The following is a 19,218-nucleotide window of genomic DNA, read 5'->3' on the forward strand; positions in this document are numbered from 1 at the left end:
TCCTTTAAAAAAATGAGATTATACTAAATTTTTGCATCAGCTAGGGTTAAGCAGAAGAGAACTTGGTTATTTTTTTCTTCACAAGCTTTTTTAGCCTCAAGGATAGTTGTTCCAGTTGTTATTAAATCATCCACCAAAATAATACTCTTATTTGACACTTTAATATCAAATTTTCTTTTGTTCTTTTTTCTAAACTCTAAATCTTTTCCTGCGTATTTGACTATATTTGTAGCTTTACATTTTCCATAAAGAGGTTTTATGTATTTTGATTTTAGATGTTTTGATAAAATAGCAGTTTGGGAGAACTCATGTCTAGTATGTTCATCTATACCTATTGAATAAACTAATTGCTCAAATTCAAAATTCTGTGCAAATTTTTTAAATGATAGTTTTCCTAAAGTATTAAATACTCTATCTCCATGAAAATAGTATTTTGAAGTTAAAAACTCTTCTATTTCTGTAAAAGAGTAAAAGGAATAGTTATAAAAACCATCCGCTAGTTCTCTTTTATGAAAAGAGGGCCTTAATAGCTTCTCTTGACAAGTTTTACATATAATATTTAGACTAAAGGTTTCACAAGATAAACATTTCATAATAATTTATATTATTAGTATTTAGTTTATAAACTAATAAAGTTTTAAGTTTATATAACATATGATTACTTCTTCATATGTACATATAAAGGATTTTAAAATGAGTAATGAGTGTTGTGACCATTCAAATGAAGTAAAAAAAGTAAAAGAAACATTAATTAATGAAGAGACTTTATACGATGTAGCAGAGCTTTTCAAAGCTTTTGCAGATACAACAAGAATAAAAATTATCTCAGTATTAAAAGAAGAAGAGTTATGTGTTGGAGCTATAAGTGAACTTATAAATGTAAGTCAGTCTGCTGTTTCTCACCAATTAAGAGTATTAAAAAATTCAAAAATTGTTAAACCAAGACGTGAGGGAAAGCAAATGTATTATTCACTTGATGATGAACACATTAAAAAAATCTATGATATGGGATTAGAACATATCATAAAAGGCTAAGAGGAATAATCTATGCAAAAAGTCAAATTACAAAACTTAGATTGTGCAAATTGTGCAGGAAAGATAGAAAAAAGATTAAACGAATTAGAAGAATTATCAAATGTAAGACTAAACTTCTCAACATCAACATTAAGTTTTGAACAAAATACAGAAGATAATTTATTAGACAAAATTGAAAAAGAGATTCAAAGTATTGAAAGAGAAGTATTTATTGTAAAAGATGAAAATAGAGCTCAAAGAACTTTTTGGCAACTACTTGACAAAAAACTTTTAGCTATAACAATTGTTTCAATTTTATTAACATATATTTCATATAACTATATTCAAAATGAAGTTTTACAATTAGCTGTTTATCTAATAGCATACTTTTTAGTTGGATGGGATGTTTTATATAAAGCAGGAAAAAATCTACTAAGTGGAAAACTATTTGATGAACACTTTTTAATGTCAATTGCAACAATTGGTGCATTTGGGCTAGGGGAGTATGTTGAAGGTATTGCTGTAATGATTTTCTACCAAGTAGGTGAGATGTTCCAAGGTGTTGCAGTTAATAATTCAAGAAATAGTATTAATGCTCTAATAGATATAAAACCAGAGTTTGCAAATGTTAAAGAGGGTGAAAAAGTAGTTCAAAAATCTCCTGATGAAGTTAAAATAGGCGATACTATATTAGTAAAAGTAGGGGAAAAAGTTCCAGTTGATGGAGTACTTTTAGATAGCTCTTGCTCCTTTGATACAAGTGCTATTACAGGAGAGTTTAAACCTAAAACTGTAAAACAAGATGATGAAGTACTAAGTGGTTTTATCAATCTTTCAAACGCTACTTATGTAAAAGTGCAATCTTTATATAAAGACTCTACTGTTGCAAAGATTATTGAGATGATTGAAGGTGCTAGTTCTAAAAAAGCAAAAGCAGAAAAGTTTATAACAAAATTTGCTTCAAGATATACTCCTATTGTAGTAATTCTTGCTGTGATGTTGGCTTTTATTCCTCCTATGATTATAGAAGGGACTTTATACTCTGATTGGATTGAAAGAGCATTGGTATTTTTAGTTATATCTTGTCCTTGTGCTTTAGTTGTATCTATTCCTCTGTCATTTTTCTCTGCTATTGGAGCAGTATCAAAAAGAGGTGTTTTAGTTAAAGGTGCAAACTATATAGAAAAACTAACGGAAATAGAAAATATTATCTTTGATAAAACAGGAACACTTACTCATGGTGTATTTGAAGTAACAAAAGTAAAAGCCTTTGGTATAGATGAAAATGAGCTTTTAAAAGTTGCTGCTTATGCTGAGAGTTTCTCAACTCATCCAATTGCAAAATCAATCGTTTCTTCATATGGTAAAGAGATTGATTCAAAAGCAATAGCCTTACATGAAGAGTTAAGTGGTTTAGGAATAAAAGCACAAATAGACTCAAAAGAGGTTTTAGTAGGGAATGATAGATTACTAGAAAAGTTTGGTGTAAAAGTAGATGAGAATATTGAAGAAGAGTTAAATGTAGTATTTGTATCTATTAACTCACAATTTGCAGGATATATTGTAGTAAGTGATATTATAAAAGTAGAAGCAAAAGAGGTAATAGCAGAACTTAAAAGCTTAGGTATTGAAAAAACATATATGCTTACAGGAGATAAAAAAGAGGTTGCACTTAATGTAGCGAACTCTTTAGGAATTGATGAAGTTAAATATGAACTTTTACCACAAGATAAGTTATCAAACTTTGAAATTATAAAAAAAGATACAAACAAGGTTACTGCTTTTGTAGGAGATGGTATCAATGATGCTCCAACACTTGCTAATTCTGACGTAGGTTTTGCTATGGGTGGAGTTGGTAGTGATATTGCTGTTAAATCTGCTGATGTTGTAATTTTAAATGATAATATCAAATCAATTAGTGATGCAATTAAAATTGCTAAAAAAACAAAAGTAATTGTATATCAAAATATTGTATTTATCATGGCTATTAAAGTTGCTTTCTTAGTACTTGGGGCTGGAGCAATGATTAGTATGAAAGAGGCAATTTTTGCTGATGTTGGAGTTGCATTATTAGCAATTTTCAATTCAATGAGAATACTTAGAACTATAAAAGATAAACCAAAAGAATCAGTGTGTGAAGATAACTCTTGTAGTGATAATAGATGTTCTACTGAAATAAAGAGTGAGAAGAAGAAAGAAGAGACTACAAGTTGTTGTAGTGGAAGTTCTTGTTGTTCATCTTCTTCTTGATACTTTTTTTATAAAAAGTATCGCAAAAAAGCGTGAGCAGGATAAAAAATTAGCTAAAAGTTTTTGTTAAAATTCTAAAATTTAAAAACTCGACTTCGTCTCAGACAGTTTAAATTTTTTTACGAATTTCTCAAAACTTTCTTTACGCTATTTTTTAAATGCTCACAATTAAATTCTCTATACTCTAATATATATAATTTAACTTATTGCAGATTGTAATATAATTTAAAAAGATTGATATTTTTGATAATATTAAATAAATATAGTTTAGGAGAATTATATGGGAATAATTGAACTATTTTCTAAAAGAAGAAAAAAAGAAAGAGGAGAATTATCAGATATCTATGAATATGATAATATCCCAGAAGTTCTAAGGGTACAGATTATTCATATTTGGGGAGATAGTTTAGGTAGTGATAGGGATTATATTCAATACCGTAATGTTAAAGATACTTATTTCAAAATAGTGAATATTCTTTGTAGAGAATATGGGCTATTTGAATTGCCAACCGCAGATAAATATAATAGAAATTACCTTTCTGAATTAGCTAACTTTTTATTGCAAGAAAATGATATTGAAAAAGTTATTGACATTGTTGAACTTACTTTTAGAGCAATTAATAGGCTAAGTATTAATTTTGATTATATGCACAAAGATAATGCTAAAGAGATTGCAGATAATGCAATTGCTGAGTTAAATCAACGTTTTAAAGAACATGGAATTGGCTATCAATTTATAGATAGTGAAATAATAAGAATTGACTCAGAATTAATTCATAAAGAAGTTGTAAAACCTGCATTAAAATTATTAAATTGTAAAGATTATAAAGGTGCAGAAGAAGAGTTTCTTTCAGCATATGAACATTATCGTCATAAAAGAAATAAAGAATCATTAAATGATTGTTTAAAAGCTTTTGAAAGTACAATTAAAGCAATCTGTATTAAAAGAAAATGGAAATATCAATCTAATGCAACAGTTAAAAATCTTATAAATATATGTTTTGAAAAAAATCTAATACCTGAATTTTGGCAAAATAATTTAAATTCATTAAGAAGTTTATTAGAAGGAGCTATACCTACAGGAAGAAATAAAATGGGTGGACATGGCCAAGGTAATGAAATGCTAAAGGTTCCTGATTATTTAGTATCTTATATGCTACATATGACAGCATCTACATTAGTTTTTTTAATTGAAGCAGAAAAAAAATTATAGATATATAAAGATATAGATTCAAGGCGGAGCTTTAATTTTAAAGCGGAGTTTACAGCTCGTAAATGAGCATTTAAAATTGAAGTGACAACGTAGAAGATGTGCTGAAGATTAAATCTTCAACACAGCCATGAAAGCCTCTTGTGGTACGTTCACCTTACCAATTGCCTTCATTCTTTTCTTACCAGCTTTTTGTTTCTCTAAAAGCTTTCTTTTTCTTGTAATATCACCACCATAACATTTAGCAGTAACATTTTTACCCATAGATTTAACAGTCTCTCTAGCAATAACAGTATTACCAATAGAAGCTTGTACAGCAACTTCAAAAAGTTGTCTAGGTATTAACTCTTTAAGTGCTTTAATAAACTCTCTACCTCTTGAAACAGCTTTGTCTTCTGGAACAATAATAGAAAGTGCATCAACAACTTCCCCTGCAACTCTAATATCAAGTTTTTTAAGGTTACCTGGTCTAAATCCAATTGGCTCATAATCAAATGAAGCATAACCTTTTGTAGTAGATTTTAGTTTATCGTAAAAGTCCATTACTATTTCATTCATAGGAATATCATATTCTAGTAAAACTCTTTTACCTAAGTAGTCCATTTTAATTTGGATACCTCTTTTGTCATTTAGAAGTTTGATAACATTTCCTAAGAACTCATCTGGAACTAAAATTGTAGCCTTTACATATGGTTCGTAAATAGTCTCAATATAGTTTGGTTCAGGAAGTTCAGATGGATTTTGAATTTCAATTCTTTCACCATCAGTTTTTTCAACCTCATATACAACTGTTGGAGCAGTTGCAATAAGGTCAAGGTTAAACTCTCTTTCAAGTCTTTCTTTAATAACTTCCATATGAAGCATACCTAAGAAACCAGCTCTAAATCCACTTCCAAGTGCAGCTGAAGATTCAGGTTCAAAAGAGATAGAAGAGTCATTTAACTGAAGCTTAGTTAAGGCTTCTCTTAAATCTTCAAACTTATCTGTTTCGATTGGGTAAAGTCCTGCAAATACAAATGGTTTTGCTGGTTCAAATCCATCAATAGCCTCAGCTGTTGGATTTTTTGCATCAGTCATTGTATCACCAACTGCAATTCCATCAAGAGTTTTAAGTCCAAGAACTACAATACCAATTTCACCAGTTTTAATCTCTGTTGTTTTTTCTCTCTTGATTGGATGAGGATACATTAAGTCTAAAACAGGGTGTTCAACTTTTGTATTCATCATTTTAAGAACTTGACCTTTTTTGATACTTCCTTCATAAACTCTTACAAGTGCTAAAGCTCCAAGGTAGTTATCAAACCATGAATCATAGATAAGAGCTTTTGTTGGCGCATCTTCATCACCTTGAGGTGCTGGAATTCTATCAACAATTGAGTCAATTAAATCTTTTACTCCAACACCAGTTTTTGCAGAGATTAGGTTATGTTCTGTACAATCAAGACCAATAGCCTCTTCTGTTTCTTCTAAAACTCTCATTGGGTCAGCACTTGGTAAATCGATTTTATTTACAACTGGAAGAAGTTCTAAGTCATTGTCTAAAGCAATATATACGTTAGCAATAGTTTGAGCTTCAACACCTTGTGTTGAATCAACAATAAGTAAAGCACCTTCTGATGAAGCTAAAGATCTACTTACTTCATATGAAAAGTCAACGTGACCCGGAGTGTCAATAAGATTTAAGACATACTCTTCGCCATCTTTGATATATTTTAATCTTACACTTTGAGCCTTAATAGTAATACCACGCTCTTGCTCAATATCCATAGTATCCATCATCTGTGAAGATAATTCTCTATCTGTAACAGCTCCACACTCTTGGATAATTCTATCAGCTAATGTAGATTTTCCATGGTCAATATGGGCAATAATACTAAAGTTTCTAATATTTTTTTGCAAAATTAAATTCCTGTAATTGAAGTATTTATATATTAAATTTCGCGATTATATCTAAAGTTTTGTTAGTTACTAGTTAAGTTTTTGATTTAGTGAGGTAAAGTACAGGAAGATTCCTGTACTTAAGTGTTAAGAATTATCTGTAAATAGAACCTTCAACTCTTCTGTTTTCAGCTCTACCTTCTCTTGTTTCATTTGTTGCTTTAGGTTTAGACTCACCATATCCTGTTGAGTTAAGTCTTGATTTATCAATACCTTTTTCCTCTAAAGCTTTAACTGCAGCTGCAGCTCTTCTTTCAGATAGGTCTTGGTTATATTTTTCAGTACCTACTGAATCTGTATGTGCTTCAATTTTTCCTTTTACAGAAGGGAATTTTTTCATGAAGTCAGCAAATTTTGTGATTTTTGAATCGTACTCATTGTTAATTCTTGCACTATCAAAATCAAAGTTAATGTTTAGGTTTACTTTTAAAGAACATCCATTTTGGTCAACGATGTCACCTTTTGGAGTATCTGGACATTTATCTTTAATATCAGGAATACCATCACCATCAGTGTCTGCTAATTTTGCAATTGCAGGTTTTGGTTGAACTTGTGGTTCTTCTTTTGGAGCTGGAGCTGCTTTTTCACCAAATGGAATTGCTAAACCAACAGTATATACTAAGTTGTTATCTCTATCATTAGTATTAATTAAGTGTCTAATGTCAGTTTTTAATGCCATATCATTAGAGAATTCATATCTTAAACCAATACCATAGTTTCCAAATAAAGCAGTCTTGTTTCCAAGCTCTTCATTTTCAAAATGCTCTAAACCGAAACCAACTAATCCATATAAAGATGTATTATCTGTTAGTTCATAGTTTTTTACAAAGTTTGTAAATAGTCTTGTAATGTCAGTATCTCTATCAATACCATCATAATCAACTTCTTCTAATGAAGTTAAAATACCTACTTCGATTTGGTCATAAACAGTATCATCAAAGTTTACACCAAAACTTAAACCACCGATTGCATAATGATCGTCATCTAAGTTTAGATTTCCTTCAGCAACATTTCCACCAATCATTGGTGTAATCTCATATTTGTAATCACTGTTTGCCGCGAAAGCAAGTGATGCACATAAGGCCGCAGATAATATAATCTTTTTCATGTTATTTCCTTTTGTGTTTATTTACCATCATAACTAAAAAGTAATTAATTTAGCTTTTAAATAATTATTTAGTTATATCTAGTCAATAAAAATTGAGTTTACTGATTCGTTATGTGTAATTCTTCTAATAGTTTCACCCATAATTTTAGCAGCACTTAAAACAGTGATTTTATCACTCTCTCCATGCATTGGAATTGTATCAGAGATAATTAATTCATCTAATGTTCCATTGTTAATTCTATCAAAAGCAGGTCCTGAAAGTACACCATGTGTACAACAAGCCATAACTGATGTTGCACCTTTTTTCTTTAATACTTCAGCAGCTTTTACTAAAGTACCAGCAGTATCAACCATGTCATCTACTAAGATAACATCTTTACCTTCTACATCACCAATGATATTCATTACTTCAGCAACATTTGCTTTTTCTCTTTTTTTATCAACAATTACTAAGTCATATCCTAATTTATCAGCATATGATCTTGCTCTTGCAACTCCACCAATATCTGGACTTGCAATAATTGGGTTTTTAAGATTTTTGCTTCTTAAGTGGCTAACAAATAAAACAGAACCATATAAGTTATCAACTGGAATATTGAAGAACCCTTGGATTTGTGCAGCATGTAAATCAATAGTAATCATTCTATCAATTCCAGCAGCTTCTAACATATCAGCAACTAATTTTGCAGAAATTGGAACTCTAGGAGCAGCTTTTCTATCTTGTCTAGCATATCCATAATATGGAATAACAGCAGAAATTGATGCTGCACTTGATCTTTTAAGTGCATCAATCATAATTAAAAGTTCCATTAAGTGGTCATTTGTTGGAGCACATGTAGGTTGAACGATAAATACGTCTTGTCCTCTTACACTCTCTTTAATTTGCACAGAGATTTCACCATCACTGAATTTGTTTATAGAAGCTTCTCCAACTTCAACGTTTAGGTATTTCCCAACTTTTTTAGCAAATTCAGGGTTCGCAGTACCACTAAAAAGCTTATATTTTGACATTAGATTTTCCTTATGTGTAGTAAGTATTTAATTTCGTGATTTTAGCTAAATACTTCTTATATTGAATTTATATATAAAAGAATAAAAAATATATATTAAAAATGTCTAATAAATATACAAAAATAGTGTTTACAAATTTTATGGTTATATTACAATTATTGCAACATATTTAAAGGAGATTTATGAAAAAGATTAGCATTTTAACTTGTGCATTATTATTAGGAACATCAACACTGTTCGCGGCAGATACAATTGATGAGGCATTTAAAAGTGGAACAGTAAGTGGAGATATTACTGTGCATACAGTTAAGTATGATAATGAAGGTGTTGCAGATTCTGGATTTACAGCTGGTACAGTTGGTTTAGCTTATGAAACTGGAACATTTAATGGACTAAGTGCAAAAATGGCTTTTAGAGCAAACCATGAATTTTCAGAAGTGGAAGAGGATGATTATGAGGGTTCATTTGCCCACGATGCTCTTATGACTGAAGCATATTTAAAGTATGCAAATGAGTCTTTCTCTCTTACTGCTGGTAGACAAGCAATTGATTTAGAGTGGTTAGGAGATTATAATGAAGCAGTTGTTGCAGCTATTACAGCAGTACCAGATACAACAATAGTTTTAGGATATACAGATAGACAAGCAGCATCTGATGAGGATGAAAGTAGTGATTTCACAGAATTAACAGAAGATGGTGCATATGTTTTAGATATCAAATATAACGGTATAGAGTCTTTAGAAATCAATCCTTATGCATACTCTGCACCAGATGCTGTTGATTTTTATGGATTAAAGACTTCATTTTCAACTGATATGTTCTCAGCAGTAGCTCATTATGCAGGAAGTAGTGTTGATTCTGAGATGAAAGATGCAACAACAGATGATGGTAATATCTTAAATCTTGAAGTAGGGGCTTCAATTGAAGACTTCTCAGCAGCACTTGGATATATCAAAACTGATAAAGATTATGGAGTTGGTTTAATGGATACATATGGAGATAATATTAACCTTATGGATTCAGGTAACCAAATTTATGCAGCAGATGCAAAAACTATTTATGCTTCATTAGGATATGAAATTGCAGGTGTTGGATTAGGGGCATTATATTCTGATACAGAGTATGGAGCAGATGAGTTTGATGAAAAAGAGTTAAATATTACTGTTTCTTACTCTTTTACTGATTCATTAAGTGTTGGATTACTATATGCTGATATTGATGCAGATAGTGATGATGCAGACTCTAATGACAGTACTTATGGAAGTTTAACACTATCATATACATTTTAATTAAAAGACTAAGAGGGCTAACCTCTTAGTTTCTATTATGAAGTAGCTTTAATCCAAGCACTTCCAATAACTTTATTTCCTTCATAGAAAACAGCTAATTGACCAGCTGCAACTGAAAATGCAGGTTCTGTTAGAAAAATCTTTGCTTTATTATCTTTAATTGTTACTTTACAAGGAACTGAAAATGATCTATATCTTAGTTTTACTGTACATTCAAACTCTTTTTCATCAATAAACATATTTAAGTTTTCAGCTTCTACACTGTTTACTTCTAAAGCTTGTTTTTTACCTACAATGATTGTATTATTCTTTGGGTTTAGTTTTGTAACAAAATGAGGTTCTTGGGCTCCATAAACTGTGAAACCTCTTCTTTTTCCAATCGTATAGTGCATATAACCTTTATGCTCCCCTACAATATTTCCTTTTTCATCTAAAACTTTTCCTGGAATATCAATATTTGCATGTCTTTTTACAACATCTGTGTAAACAGTCTCAACAAAACAAATCTCTTGAGATTCATTTTTTTCTGTAATTCTTTTATAAGCTTTATCAAGCTTTGCACCAAACTTAATGATGTCTTCTTTTTTATATGTGCTTAATGGAAACATCATATATGGTAAGGCTTCTTTATCTACTTGTGATAAAAAATAGCTTTGATCTTTTGTATTGTCATCGGCTTCATAGATAAACTTTCCATCTGTTTTTACATAGTGACCTGTAGCTAAATATGAAGCATTATGCTTTTTTGCAAAATCAAGCATAGCTCCAAATTTAATTTGTCTATTACATTTTACACATGGGTTTGGTGTTGTACCTTCTAAATAAGAGTCAACAAAATAGTCATATACTTCTTCTTCAAACTTTTTTGATAAATCTAATACATGATATTTGATATTTAAAAATTTTGCTACATCTTCTATATATGATAGATTTTGCTCATGATATCCATCGGTTCTATTGTGAAGTTTTAAATAACATCCCTCAACTTCGAAACCTTCTTTTTGAAGCATGTAGGCTGTAACGGAAGAATCAATTCCTCCACTCATACCTACCATTACTTTTTTCATTTACTTCCTTTTAAAAAGCCCTTTTAAAAGGGACCATATATGTACAACTACTTTTTATCATGGAAATAAATTCCATTAAAAGTAGCAAAACTCTAAAGAGAACAACGAGTTGTTCTTTACTCTAGTAATAATTACTTATAAAACCACCACCAAGGCAATACTGCCCATCATATAAAACAAGACTTTGTCCTAACGTTACAGCTCTTTGAGGTTTATCAAATTTAACTAAAACTTTATCTTCATTTACTTCAACTACTGTACAAGCTTGTTTTTGTTGTCTATATCTTACTTGAGCCAGAAGCTTATCACCAACTTTTGGTGCCTCTTCTAGTACCCAGTGCATGTGAGAGGCTTCTGTTTGTTCACTCATAAGTAGTGGATGATTTGTATCTTGAACTACTGTTAGAGTATTATCTTCGATATTTTTCTTTGCAGCATACCATGATTTGTGAGTATTGTTTTCACCTTCAAGCCCTTTGATTCCACCAAGACCAATACCTTTTCTTTGACCTAATGTGTAACAAATAAGACCTTTGTGTTTTCCTAGAACTTTTCCGTGTTCATCTATCATATCACCAGGAATTGCTTTTAAGTGTTGAGTAATAAAATCATCAAATCTTTGGTTACCAATAAAACAAATACCTGTACTATCTTTTTTATCACTTACAGGTAAGTTGTGTTCTCTTGCTATTTCTCTAACTTCTGTTTTAGTTAAATCACCAAGTGGGAACATTGCATGACTTAGTTGTTCACTTGAAAGAGCATGTAAGAAATATGATTGGTCTTTTGAACTATCTTTTGGAGTATCTAATACAAAGTGGTCTTTATATTTAGCAATCTTTGCATAATGACCCGTTGCAATCATATCTGCTCCCATTTTCTTTGCTTCATTTAAAAATACATTAAATTTAATCTCTCTATTACAAAGGATATCTGGGTTTGGAGTAAGTCCTTTTTTTAAACCTTCTAAAAATACATCAAATACTTTTGTTCTGTACTCTTCTACAAAGTCTTTACCTTTTACTTCAATACCAATTAGTTCTCCAACTCTTTTTGCATCTTCGAACTCAATTCTGTTAGGACATTGGCTACCTTTGATACCATACTCCCAGTTTCGCATAAATAAGCCTACTACATCATAGCCTTGTTGTTTTAATAGTAATGCTGTAACAGAAGAGTCAACACCACCTGACATTCCAACAACTACTTTTTTTTTCATAATTTTCCTTAAAAAAGTTCCTTATTAAAAGAACTATGTTTTTCATTTTATAATTTATTCATAAGTTTTAAGGGAATAATCACTGATTCTCTATTGGCCCAGTCTTTGTGAGGGATAATAAGTTTTTTAGTATTTATTTTCTTATTATCAAAAAATATTATATCAATATCTAAGGTTCTAGGCGCATCTTGAAAGGACCGCTTTCTTCCAAATCTTTTTTCCAATCTTTGTGTAATTTTGAAAAATTCATTTACACTAAGGTTTGTACTAAGTCTGATTATACCATTTAAAAATGGTTTTTGTTCTAAAAAACCAAAAGGAGGATTCAAAAGTAGAGGAGATGTCATAAGTAAATCAAACTTAGTATTATTTTTTAAAGATAAGATTAGCTTATCAAATAGTTTTTTAGTATCTCCTATATTTCCCCCAATTCCAATCGTTACAATATACTTTTTATTTGTAGAAGTATTGAAAGTTTTTGGATAATTTGGAGTATAAAAAAGGGTTAAGTCCTCTGATAATTTTTTTTTCATAATTTCCTTTTAAAATATAAAACTTATTAAATTAGTTTAGATTGATTTTGTATTACTTCTTATAGAATTACAGCTTTTCCATTTTTCATTACAACTGTATCTTCTATTCTTACTCCAAATTTATTTGGAAGATAAATACCTGGTTCTATAGTAAATACCATGTTGTCTTCTATTATTACATCAGATTTACTGTTGATATTTGGGAATTCATGAATATCAAGTCCCACACCATGACCTGTACTATGAACAAAATATTTTCCATAACCTGCTTTTTCAATTACATCTCTAGTAAGTTTGTCAACTTCACTAGCTTTCATACCAACTCTTGCTTTAGAAATAGCATTTAGTTGAGCTTTATATACTAAGTCATATATTTTTTGCTCTTTTTTATTTTTAAATTTTTGTTCCCTTTTAAAATTAAAAGTTTCAAAATCAACATGAGCTGTACAAGTTCTATCTGAACAATATCTTTTATATTTTACTCCAGCATCAACAAGAAGTAAATCATGTAGTTTTAGTTTTTTTTTTGTAGGTAAGGCATGGGGTTTTGCTGCATTTTTATTAATAGCTACAATTGGGTCAAAACTTAAATCATATTTTCCAGTTTGTGACATTTTTTCAATTGCTTTAAAGTGTAAAAAGTTTTCTTTTTGATTAAAACCATTTTTTCTAATATATTTAGCTAGTTCTTTAAAACCTTTTTTACCTATCATTGAAGCTTTTTTTAGGAACTCAATCTCTTCATCTGTTTTGATTATTCTTTTTAGTTTTGAAAAGTTTTCCCTTTGAATAAACTCTATTTTTAAACCATTTGTTAGTTTTTGGTGCAAAGAGTGAGTGAAATCATTTGGATCAAATACTATTTTTTTGATTTTAGATTTTTTCAATATTTTTTGAGCATCTTTTACTAAATCAGAACTCTCTATAACTTGACAATTTTTTGCATACTCTTTAGCTTCAATTGTATATCTAGCATCTGTGATAAAAAAACTATCTTTTTCTAATTTTATAAATATTACATTGTCACAAGAGAATCCACACTCATAGTAGATGGCGTTTTCGTTTAATAATAAATAATTCCTCATAATTCATCTTTCATTAACTAAATTTTAAATATAATCTTACCCAAAAATCATAAAAGGAATATAATATGAAAATTGCAGTTATTCAAGGTCCAAATTTAAATATGTTAGGTGTTAGAGAACAACATATTTATGGTCCTATGTCTTTAGAACAAATTCATGAACAAATGAAAGCTAGTGCAGCACAAAATGATGTTGAATTAGAGTTTTTCCAATCAAACTTAGAGGGTGAAATCGTAGATAGAATTCAAGAGTGTTTAGGTACAGTTGATGGTATTTTAATTAATCCAGCGGCATTTTCTCACACATCAATTGCTATTAAAGATGCACTAAGTGCAGTAAATCTTCCAACTGTAGAAGTACATATTTCAAATATTTATAAAAGAGAAGAGTTTAGACAAAAATCAATCACTGCTGGTGCATCAACTGGTGTTATCACAGGATTTGGTCCATTCTCTTACCACTTAGGACTTATCTCTTTAACTCAAATTATTTCAGAAGTTAAAGCAGCTCACCAAGCACAACAAGAAGCAGTAGCTAAAGCTCAAGCACAAGCAGAAGAGAAGTAATTAATGAAAATTCTAAGTGCCTCATGGATAATAACTTGCAATGAAGATAGTACCATCATAAAAGATGGTGCTATAGTTTTTGATGAAAAAATTATTGATGTGGGTACTAAAGAGTTCATTGAAAATAAGTATCCAGAAGTTGAAATTGAGTCTTTACGTGAAAACTCAGTTTTAATGCCAGGACTTATAAACTCTCATGTTCATTTAGAGTTCTCTTCAAATGCAACAACTTTAAAATATGGAAACTTTATGCAATGGCTAAACTCTGTTATTGCATCAAGAGAAGAGTTAGTTGAAAAAGCAACTAGTAAACTTATCTCTAAAAAGTTATCTAAGATGCTTAAAAGTGGTACCACAACAATTGGAGCTATTTCTTCATACTCTTTAGATATAGAACCATGTGTGAAAACTCCTATTAATACAGTATTTTTTACTGAAGTAATTGGAAGTAAGGCTGATATGATAGATAACTTATTTGCAGATTTTAAAGCAAGATTAAATACAGCAAAAAAGAATGAAAGTAAAAATTTTATTCCAGCAATTGCTATTCACTCTCCATATTCAGTACATCCATTTTTAGTAAGGGAGACTTTAAATCTTGCAAGAGAAGATAAGTTAGCAGTTAGTTCTCACTTTTTAGAATCACCAGAAGAGTTTGAGTGGTTACATCGTGATGAGGGTGGTTTCTTAGAGTTTTTCAAAAACTTTTTAGGACAAGAAAAAAGTGTTACAAAACCAATGGAGTTTTTAAATCAATTTAAAGATATAGATAATTTATCATTTACTCACTGTGTTGAAGCAAGTGATAATGACTTAAAAAAGATAAAAGAGTTAAATGCTTTTGTAAATCATTGTGTAACTTCAAATAGATTGTTAAACAACACAAAGTTAGATATAGATAGATTAATTGATTTAAAAGTACCATTTACAATTGGTACAGATGGACTTAGTTCAAATAACTCTTTATCAATGTTTGATGAGTTAAGAAATTGTTTAATGATGCATGTGGATAAAAATCCAATTTCCTTTTCAAAAAGTTTACTTCAAGCGGCAACTATAAATGGTGCAAAAGCTTTAGGTTTACAAAAAGGACAATTAGTAAAAGAAAAAGATGCAGATATTATAGCAATCAACTTACCAGATAATATCAAAGATGAAGAGGATTTATGTATGAATGTAATTTTACATACTAAGTTTGTAAATAAAGTTTTTATTGGAGGACAAAATGCTTAATTTTTTTAAAAAACTTTTTTATCCTATTATTGCTATTTTAGATTTTATTACGAAATATTTTAAGACAATAGTTTTCTTAACAATTGTTTACTACTTTGTATCAACTTCAAATGAAGCAAATATTCAAGAAGGAAGTTTTGAAACTGCAAATTTACAAAAGATAGAACTATATGGTCCTATTTTAGATTCGCAAAAAGTTTTAGCTCAAATAAATGAAGCTAAAAAGAACAATAATATCAAGGGAGTGTTACTTGATGTAAACTCTCCAGGAGGTGCAGTAGCACCATCTGTTGAAATAGCTTATGCAATTAAAGAGTTAAATGCTTTAAAGCCAGTTGTCGCATATGCAAGTGGTGTTATGGCTAGTGGAAGTTACTACTCTTCTATTTGGGCTAAAGAGATTATTGCAAATCCAGGGTCTATGGTTGGTTCTATTGGAGTTATCTTTCAAGGAACTAACTTAGAAGAACTAATGGATAAGATTGGTGTAAAAACTCAAACTGTTAAAGCAGGGAAGTTTAAAGAATCAGGAACTCCTACACGGCAATGGGCTGATTATGAAAAGGAAGAGTTAGAAAAAGTTATAAATGATACATACAATATGTTTATAACAGATGTAGCAAATGCAAGAGGTTTAAAAGTTCAAGACCATACAAAGTTTGCTGATGCTCATATTTTTACTTCTTCTCAAGCAAAAGAGGTTGGATTAGTTGATGAGGTTAGTACTTTAACTTTTGCTCAAAATAGAGTAATTGAATTATCAGGTGTAGTAAATCCTTCTTGGAAAAAAGAGGATAAATTTGATAAGTTCTTAGATAGAATAATCCAAGAAACAGTATCTAACTTCTCTGTATTATTTGAGGGTGGGCTAAAAGCTTACTAGAAGATAGAATTTTTTAATTCTATCTTTTCTTCTCTTTTTTTTATTACTTTTCAAAAATTGTGTTATAATACGAAAAAATTATAGTAAAAATCTGCATATTCTTCATTTATCACGAATTACTTTTTTAGACTACTAATATATCAAAGGTCATATATGTCATTTACAAAATTAGGATTAAATCCTAATATTTTAAAAGCGATTGAAGAGCAAGGTTATACAAAACCTACTTTAATCCAAGAGCAAGCTATTCCAAAGGTTTTGGAAAAAAAAGATTTACTTGCAGCAGCACAAACAGGTACAGGTAAAACAGCAGCTTTTACTCTACCACTTTTAGAGTTTATGAGTTCAAAACCTCATAAAAAAGAACAAAAGGCTTATATAAAAGCACTAATTTTAGTTCCAACAAGAGAACTAGCACTTCAAGTTTTTGAAAATATTCAAGCTTATAGTAAATATCTGCATTTAAAAACAGCCGTAATTTTTGGTGGAGTTGGAATTAACCCTCAAAAAGCTAGTTTAAGAAAGGGTGTTGATATCGTAATTGCAACACCAGGAAGATTAATAGATCACATGTCTCAAAACACTATAGACTTATCAAGGGTAGATTTTCTAGTTCTTGATGAAGCTGATAGAATGTTAGATATGGGATTTATACATGATATAAAAAAAGTTGTAGCAAAGGTTCCAAATCATAGACAAACACTACTTTTCTCTGCTACTTTTTCCAATGAAATAAAAAAGTTATCTAACTCTTTTTTAACAAATCCTCAAACTGTAGAAGTTGCTAGAAGTAATACTTTATCTGAGCAGGTTTCACAAGCTGTTCATTATGTAAGTAAAGAGAAAAAGAAAAGTCTTTTAGCCTTTTTAATACATACTCAAGAGTGGAATCAAGTTTTAGTTTTTACACGTACTAAGCATGGAGCAAATAGATTAAGTGAGTTTTTAAATAAGAATAATATTTCATCTTTAGCAATTCATGGAAATAAATCACAAGGTGCAAGAACTACAGCTCTAAAAGATTTTAAATCAAAGAAAATTAGAGTACTGGTAGCAACTGATATTGCTGCACGTGGTATTGATATTGAACTTTTACCCCATGTAATTAATTATGAATTACCAAATGTACCAGAAGACTATGTTCATAGAATTGGAAGAACAGGTAGAGCAGGGAATGTAGGAGAAGCCTTATCTTTAGTTTGTGATGAAGAAGCTCAATTTCTAGAAGATATTGAAAAATTAACAAAAACAACTATTCCTGTAAGAGATGTAGAAGGTTTTACTCTTAGTTCACTAAAAAAGCCAAAGAAAACATCAAATACAAAAAATAAAAATAGTAAAAAAAACTCTACTAATACAAATGAAAGAAGAACAAAGCCAAGTTCAAATAAAAGAGCTAAACATAGCGAAAAAAAAGATTTTAAAAAAGAAGTAGAAGAGTTTATCGATAATAGAAAAAGACAGACTTCTAAAAGAAATTCAAACAGAAAAATTACAGGTAATTATAGAAAAGGTTTAGGTAGTAAAAGTAAATAAAAAAAGGCAAGGTGTGTGATTCCTTGCCTTTTTTCTTTTCCCTAGTATGAGTGAGGAGTAATTTCTTACTCAACACCTTTAACGATTTTATAAGTATCGTTTGCGATAACGTATTCCTCATTTGTAGGAATAACGAAGATTCTTCCAGAAGAACCATTTGTAGAAATATCTCTTGCATCTCCACATCTTTTGTTGTTTTTAACTGGGTCGATATTTAATCCCATATAATCAAGACCAGCACAAACTTTTTCTCTAATAATTGCAGCATTTTCACCGATTCCACCAGTGAAACATAATGCATCAACACCATCAAGTGCAGCAGCGTATGAACCAATGTATTGTTTAATTCTATAAGCAATCATATCAACTGCTAATCTACATCTTTCATCACCTTCTTCCATACCTTCAAGAACTTCTCTTAAGTCAGAAGATTTACCAGAAACACCAACGATACCAGATTTTTTGTTAAGTACGTCAAGCATCTCTTTGATATCCCAACCTTCAGTATCCATCATGTATTGAATAGCACCAGCTCCAACGTCACCAGCTCTTGTTCCCATCATTAGACCTTGAACAGGAGTAAGACCCATTGAAGTATCAATACATTTACCATCGAATACTGCAGAAACAGAAGAACCATTTCCTAAGTGACATACGATAATTCTAGTATTGTGTTTTTTATCTAACATTTTAGCAGCTTCGTTAGATACGAAGAAGTGAGATGTTCCGTGGAAACCATATTTTCTAACACCATTTTTAGTGTATTGGTCATATGGTAATGCATACATATATGCATAATCAGGCATAGTTTGGTGGAATGCCGTATCAAATACAGCTACATTTGGTTTACCTGGCATTAATTGTTGGCAAATTTCCATTCCCATGATATTTGCTGGATTATGTAAAGGCGCTAATGGAATTAATTTTTTCATAGTTTCAATAACTCTGTCTGTAACCATTACAGAACCAGAGAACTCTTCACCACCATGAACTGCTCTGTGTCCAATTGCTTCAATATCATCGATTGAGTCAATTACTTTTCCTTCACCCTCAGTTAATGTTTTAAGTACTAATTCAATTGCTTCTTTATGAGTTGGCATATCTGCTGCAATTTTTAATTTTTGATCATCACCAAACTCATGTTTAAGTGCACCATCAATACCAATTCTTTCACAGATACCAACAGCTAAAGTCTCTTTGTTGATTGGATTCATTAATTGGTACTTTAATGATGAACTTCCTGCGTTTAAAATAAATACTAACATATATCTTTTCC

At 30.3% G+C, this 19,218-nt stretch carries 17 protein-coding genes; 8 read left to right on the top strand and 9 right to left on the bottom strand.

What is annotated here, in order from left to right:
• Positions 1–23 precede the first annotated feature (23 nt).
• A complete protein-coding gene (locus tag CRV02_RS11415; protein WP_129090435.1) occupies positions 24–593 on the bottom strand; it encodes a phosphoribosyltransferase family protein in 570 nt (189 codons plus the stop codon).
• A gap of 100 nt (positions 594–693) precedes the next feature.
• Here CRV02_RS11415 and CRV02_RS11420 point away from each other — a divergent pair, with 100 nt between their 5' ends.
• The 3 genes from CRV02_RS11420 (at position 694) to CRV02_RS11430 (ending at position 4,477) form a co-directional block, all read left to right on the top strand.
• Positions 694–1,035 carry a helix-turn-helix transcriptional regulator gene (locus CRV02_RS11420; protein WP_129085396.1) on the top strand — a complete coding sequence of 114 codons (342 nt, stop codon included), beginning with the start codon at positions 694–696 and terminating at the stop codon, positions 1,033–1,035.
• A 12-nt stretch (positions 1,036–1,047) separates the two neighbouring features.
• Entirely contained in the window at positions 1,048–3,264 is a 2,217-nt protein-coding gene (locus CRV02_RS11425) for a heavy metal translocating P-type ATPase (RefSeq protein ID WP_129090436.1), read from the top strand.
• A gap of 280 nt (positions 3,265–3,544) precedes the next feature.
• Positions 3,545–4,477, top strand: a complete 933-nt coding sequence (locus CRV02_RS11430; RefSeq protein WP_129090437.1) for an STM4504/CBY_0614 family protein — start codon at positions 3,545–3,547, stop codon at positions 4,475–4,477.
• Between the two features lie 108 nt (positions 4,478–4,585).
• On the opposite strand, the gene lepA is transcribed toward CRV02_RS11430, so the two are convergent.
• The 3 genes from lepA to CRV02_RS11445 form a co-directional block, all read right to left on the bottom strand.
• Entirely contained in the window at positions 4,586–6,373 is a 1,788-nt protein-coding gene (gene lepA, locus CRV02_RS11435) for a translation elongation factor 4 (protein WP_129090438.1), read from the bottom strand.
• Positions 6,374–6,506: 133 nt separating this feature from the next.
• The gene (locus tag CRV02_RS11440; RefSeq protein ID WP_129090439.1) at positions 6,507–7,520 is read right to left on the bottom strand and encodes an OmpA family protein; all 1,014 of its coding nucleotides are present in this window, start codon (positions 7,518–7,520) and stop codon (positions 6,507–6,509) included.
• Positions 7,521–7,598: 78 nt separating this feature from the next.
• A complete protein-coding gene (locus tag CRV02_RS11445; protein ID WP_129085401.1) occupies positions 7,599–8,531 on the bottom strand; it encodes a ribose-phosphate pyrophosphokinase in 933 nt (310 codons plus the stop codon).
• A gap of 182 nt (positions 8,532–8,713) precedes the next feature.
• On the opposite strand from CRV02_RS11445, the gene CRV02_RS11450 reads away from it, so the two are divergent.
• Positions 8,714–9,820, top strand: coding sequence for an Opr family porin (locus CRV02_RS11450; RefSeq protein ID WP_129090440.1), 1,107 nt, complete (start codon positions 8,714–8,716; stop codon positions 9,818–9,820).
• A gap of 35 nt (positions 9,821–9,855) precedes the next feature.
• Here CRV02_RS11450 and mnmA (CRV02_RS11455) read toward each other — a convergent pair whose 3' ends face one another.
• The 4 genes from mnmA (CRV02_RS11455) to CRV02_RS11470 form a co-directional block, all read right to left on the bottom strand.
• A complete protein-coding gene (gene mnmA, locus CRV02_RS11455) occupies positions 9,856–10,887 on the bottom strand; it encodes a tRNA 2-thiouridine(34) synthase MnmA (protein ID WP_129090441.1) in 1,032 nt (343 codons plus the stop codon).
• A gap of 121 nt (positions 10,888–11,008) precedes the next feature.
• Positions 11,009–12,106 carry a tRNA 2-thiouridine(34) synthase MnmA gene (gene mnmA, locus CRV02_RS11460; protein ID WP_129090442.1) on the bottom strand — a complete coding sequence of 366 codons (1,098 nt, stop codon included), beginning with the start codon at positions 12,104–12,106 and terminating at the stop codon, positions 11,009–11,011.
• 47 nt (positions 12,107–12,153) lie between these two features.
• A complete protein-coding gene (gene folK / locus CRV02_RS11465; protein WP_129090443.1) occupies positions 12,154–12,639 on the bottom strand; it encodes a 2-amino-4-hydroxy-6-hydroxymethyldihydropteridine diphosphokinase in 486 nt (161 codons plus the stop codon).
• A gap of 59 nt (positions 12,640–12,698) precedes the next feature.
• Positions 12,699–13,724 carry a M24 family metallopeptidase gene (locus CRV02_RS11470; protein ID WP_129090444.1) on the bottom strand — a complete coding sequence of 342 codons (1,026 nt, stop codon included), beginning with the start codon at positions 13,722–13,724 and terminating at the stop codon, positions 12,699–12,701.
• A 65-nt stretch (positions 13,725–13,789) separates the two neighbouring features.
• Here CRV02_RS11470 and aroQ point away from each other — a divergent pair, with 65 nt between their 5' ends.
• The 4 genes from aroQ (at position 13,790) to CRV02_RS11490 (ending at position 17,942) form a co-directional block, all read left to right on the top strand.
• Positions 13,790–14,290 carry a type II 3-dehydroquinate dehydratase gene (gene aroQ, locus CRV02_RS11475; protein WP_129090445.1) on the top strand — a complete coding sequence of 167 codons (501 nt, stop codon included), beginning with the start codon at positions 13,790–13,792 and terminating at the stop codon, positions 14,288–14,290.
• 3 nt (positions 14,291–14,293) lie between these two features.
• Positions 14,294–15,523 carry a metal-dependent hydrolase gene (locus tag CRV02_RS11480; RefSeq protein WP_129090446.1) on the top strand — a complete coding sequence of 410 codons (1,230 nt, stop codon included), beginning with the start codon at positions 14,294–14,296 and terminating at the stop codon, positions 15,521–15,523.
• Positions 15,516–16,406 carry a signal peptide peptidase SppA gene (sppA, locus tag CRV02_RS11485; protein WP_129090447.1) on the top strand — a complete coding sequence of 297 codons (891 nt, stop codon included), beginning with the start codon at positions 15,516–15,518 and terminating at the stop codon, positions 16,404–16,406. Before CRV02_RS11480 ends, sppA begins: the two co-directional genes overlap by 8 nt.
• Before the next feature lie 153 nt (positions 16,407–16,559).
• The gene (locus tag CRV02_RS11490) at positions 16,560–17,942 is read left to right on the top strand and encodes a DEAD/DEAH box helicase (RefSeq protein WP_129090448.1); all 1,383 of its coding nucleotides are present in this window, start codon (positions 16,560–16,562) and stop codon (positions 17,940–17,942) included.
• 65 nt (positions 17,943–18,007) lie between these two features.
• Here CRV02_RS11490 and CRV02_RS11495 read toward each other — a convergent pair whose 3' ends face one another.
• The gene (locus CRV02_RS11495; RefSeq protein WP_129090449.1) at positions 18,008–19,207 is read right to left on the bottom strand and encodes an acetate/propionate family kinase; all 1,200 of its coding nucleotides are present in this window, start codon (positions 19,205–19,207) and stop codon (positions 18,008–18,010) included.
• Between the last annotated feature and the right edge of the window lie 11 nt (positions 19,208–19,218).

Origin of the sequence: Arcobacter sp. CECT 8989 (genome assembly GCF_004116715.1) — a bacterium.
In the GTDB taxonomy this organism is placed as follows: domain Bacteria; phylum Campylobacterota; class Campylobacteria; order Campylobacterales; family Arcobacteraceae; genus Halarcobacter.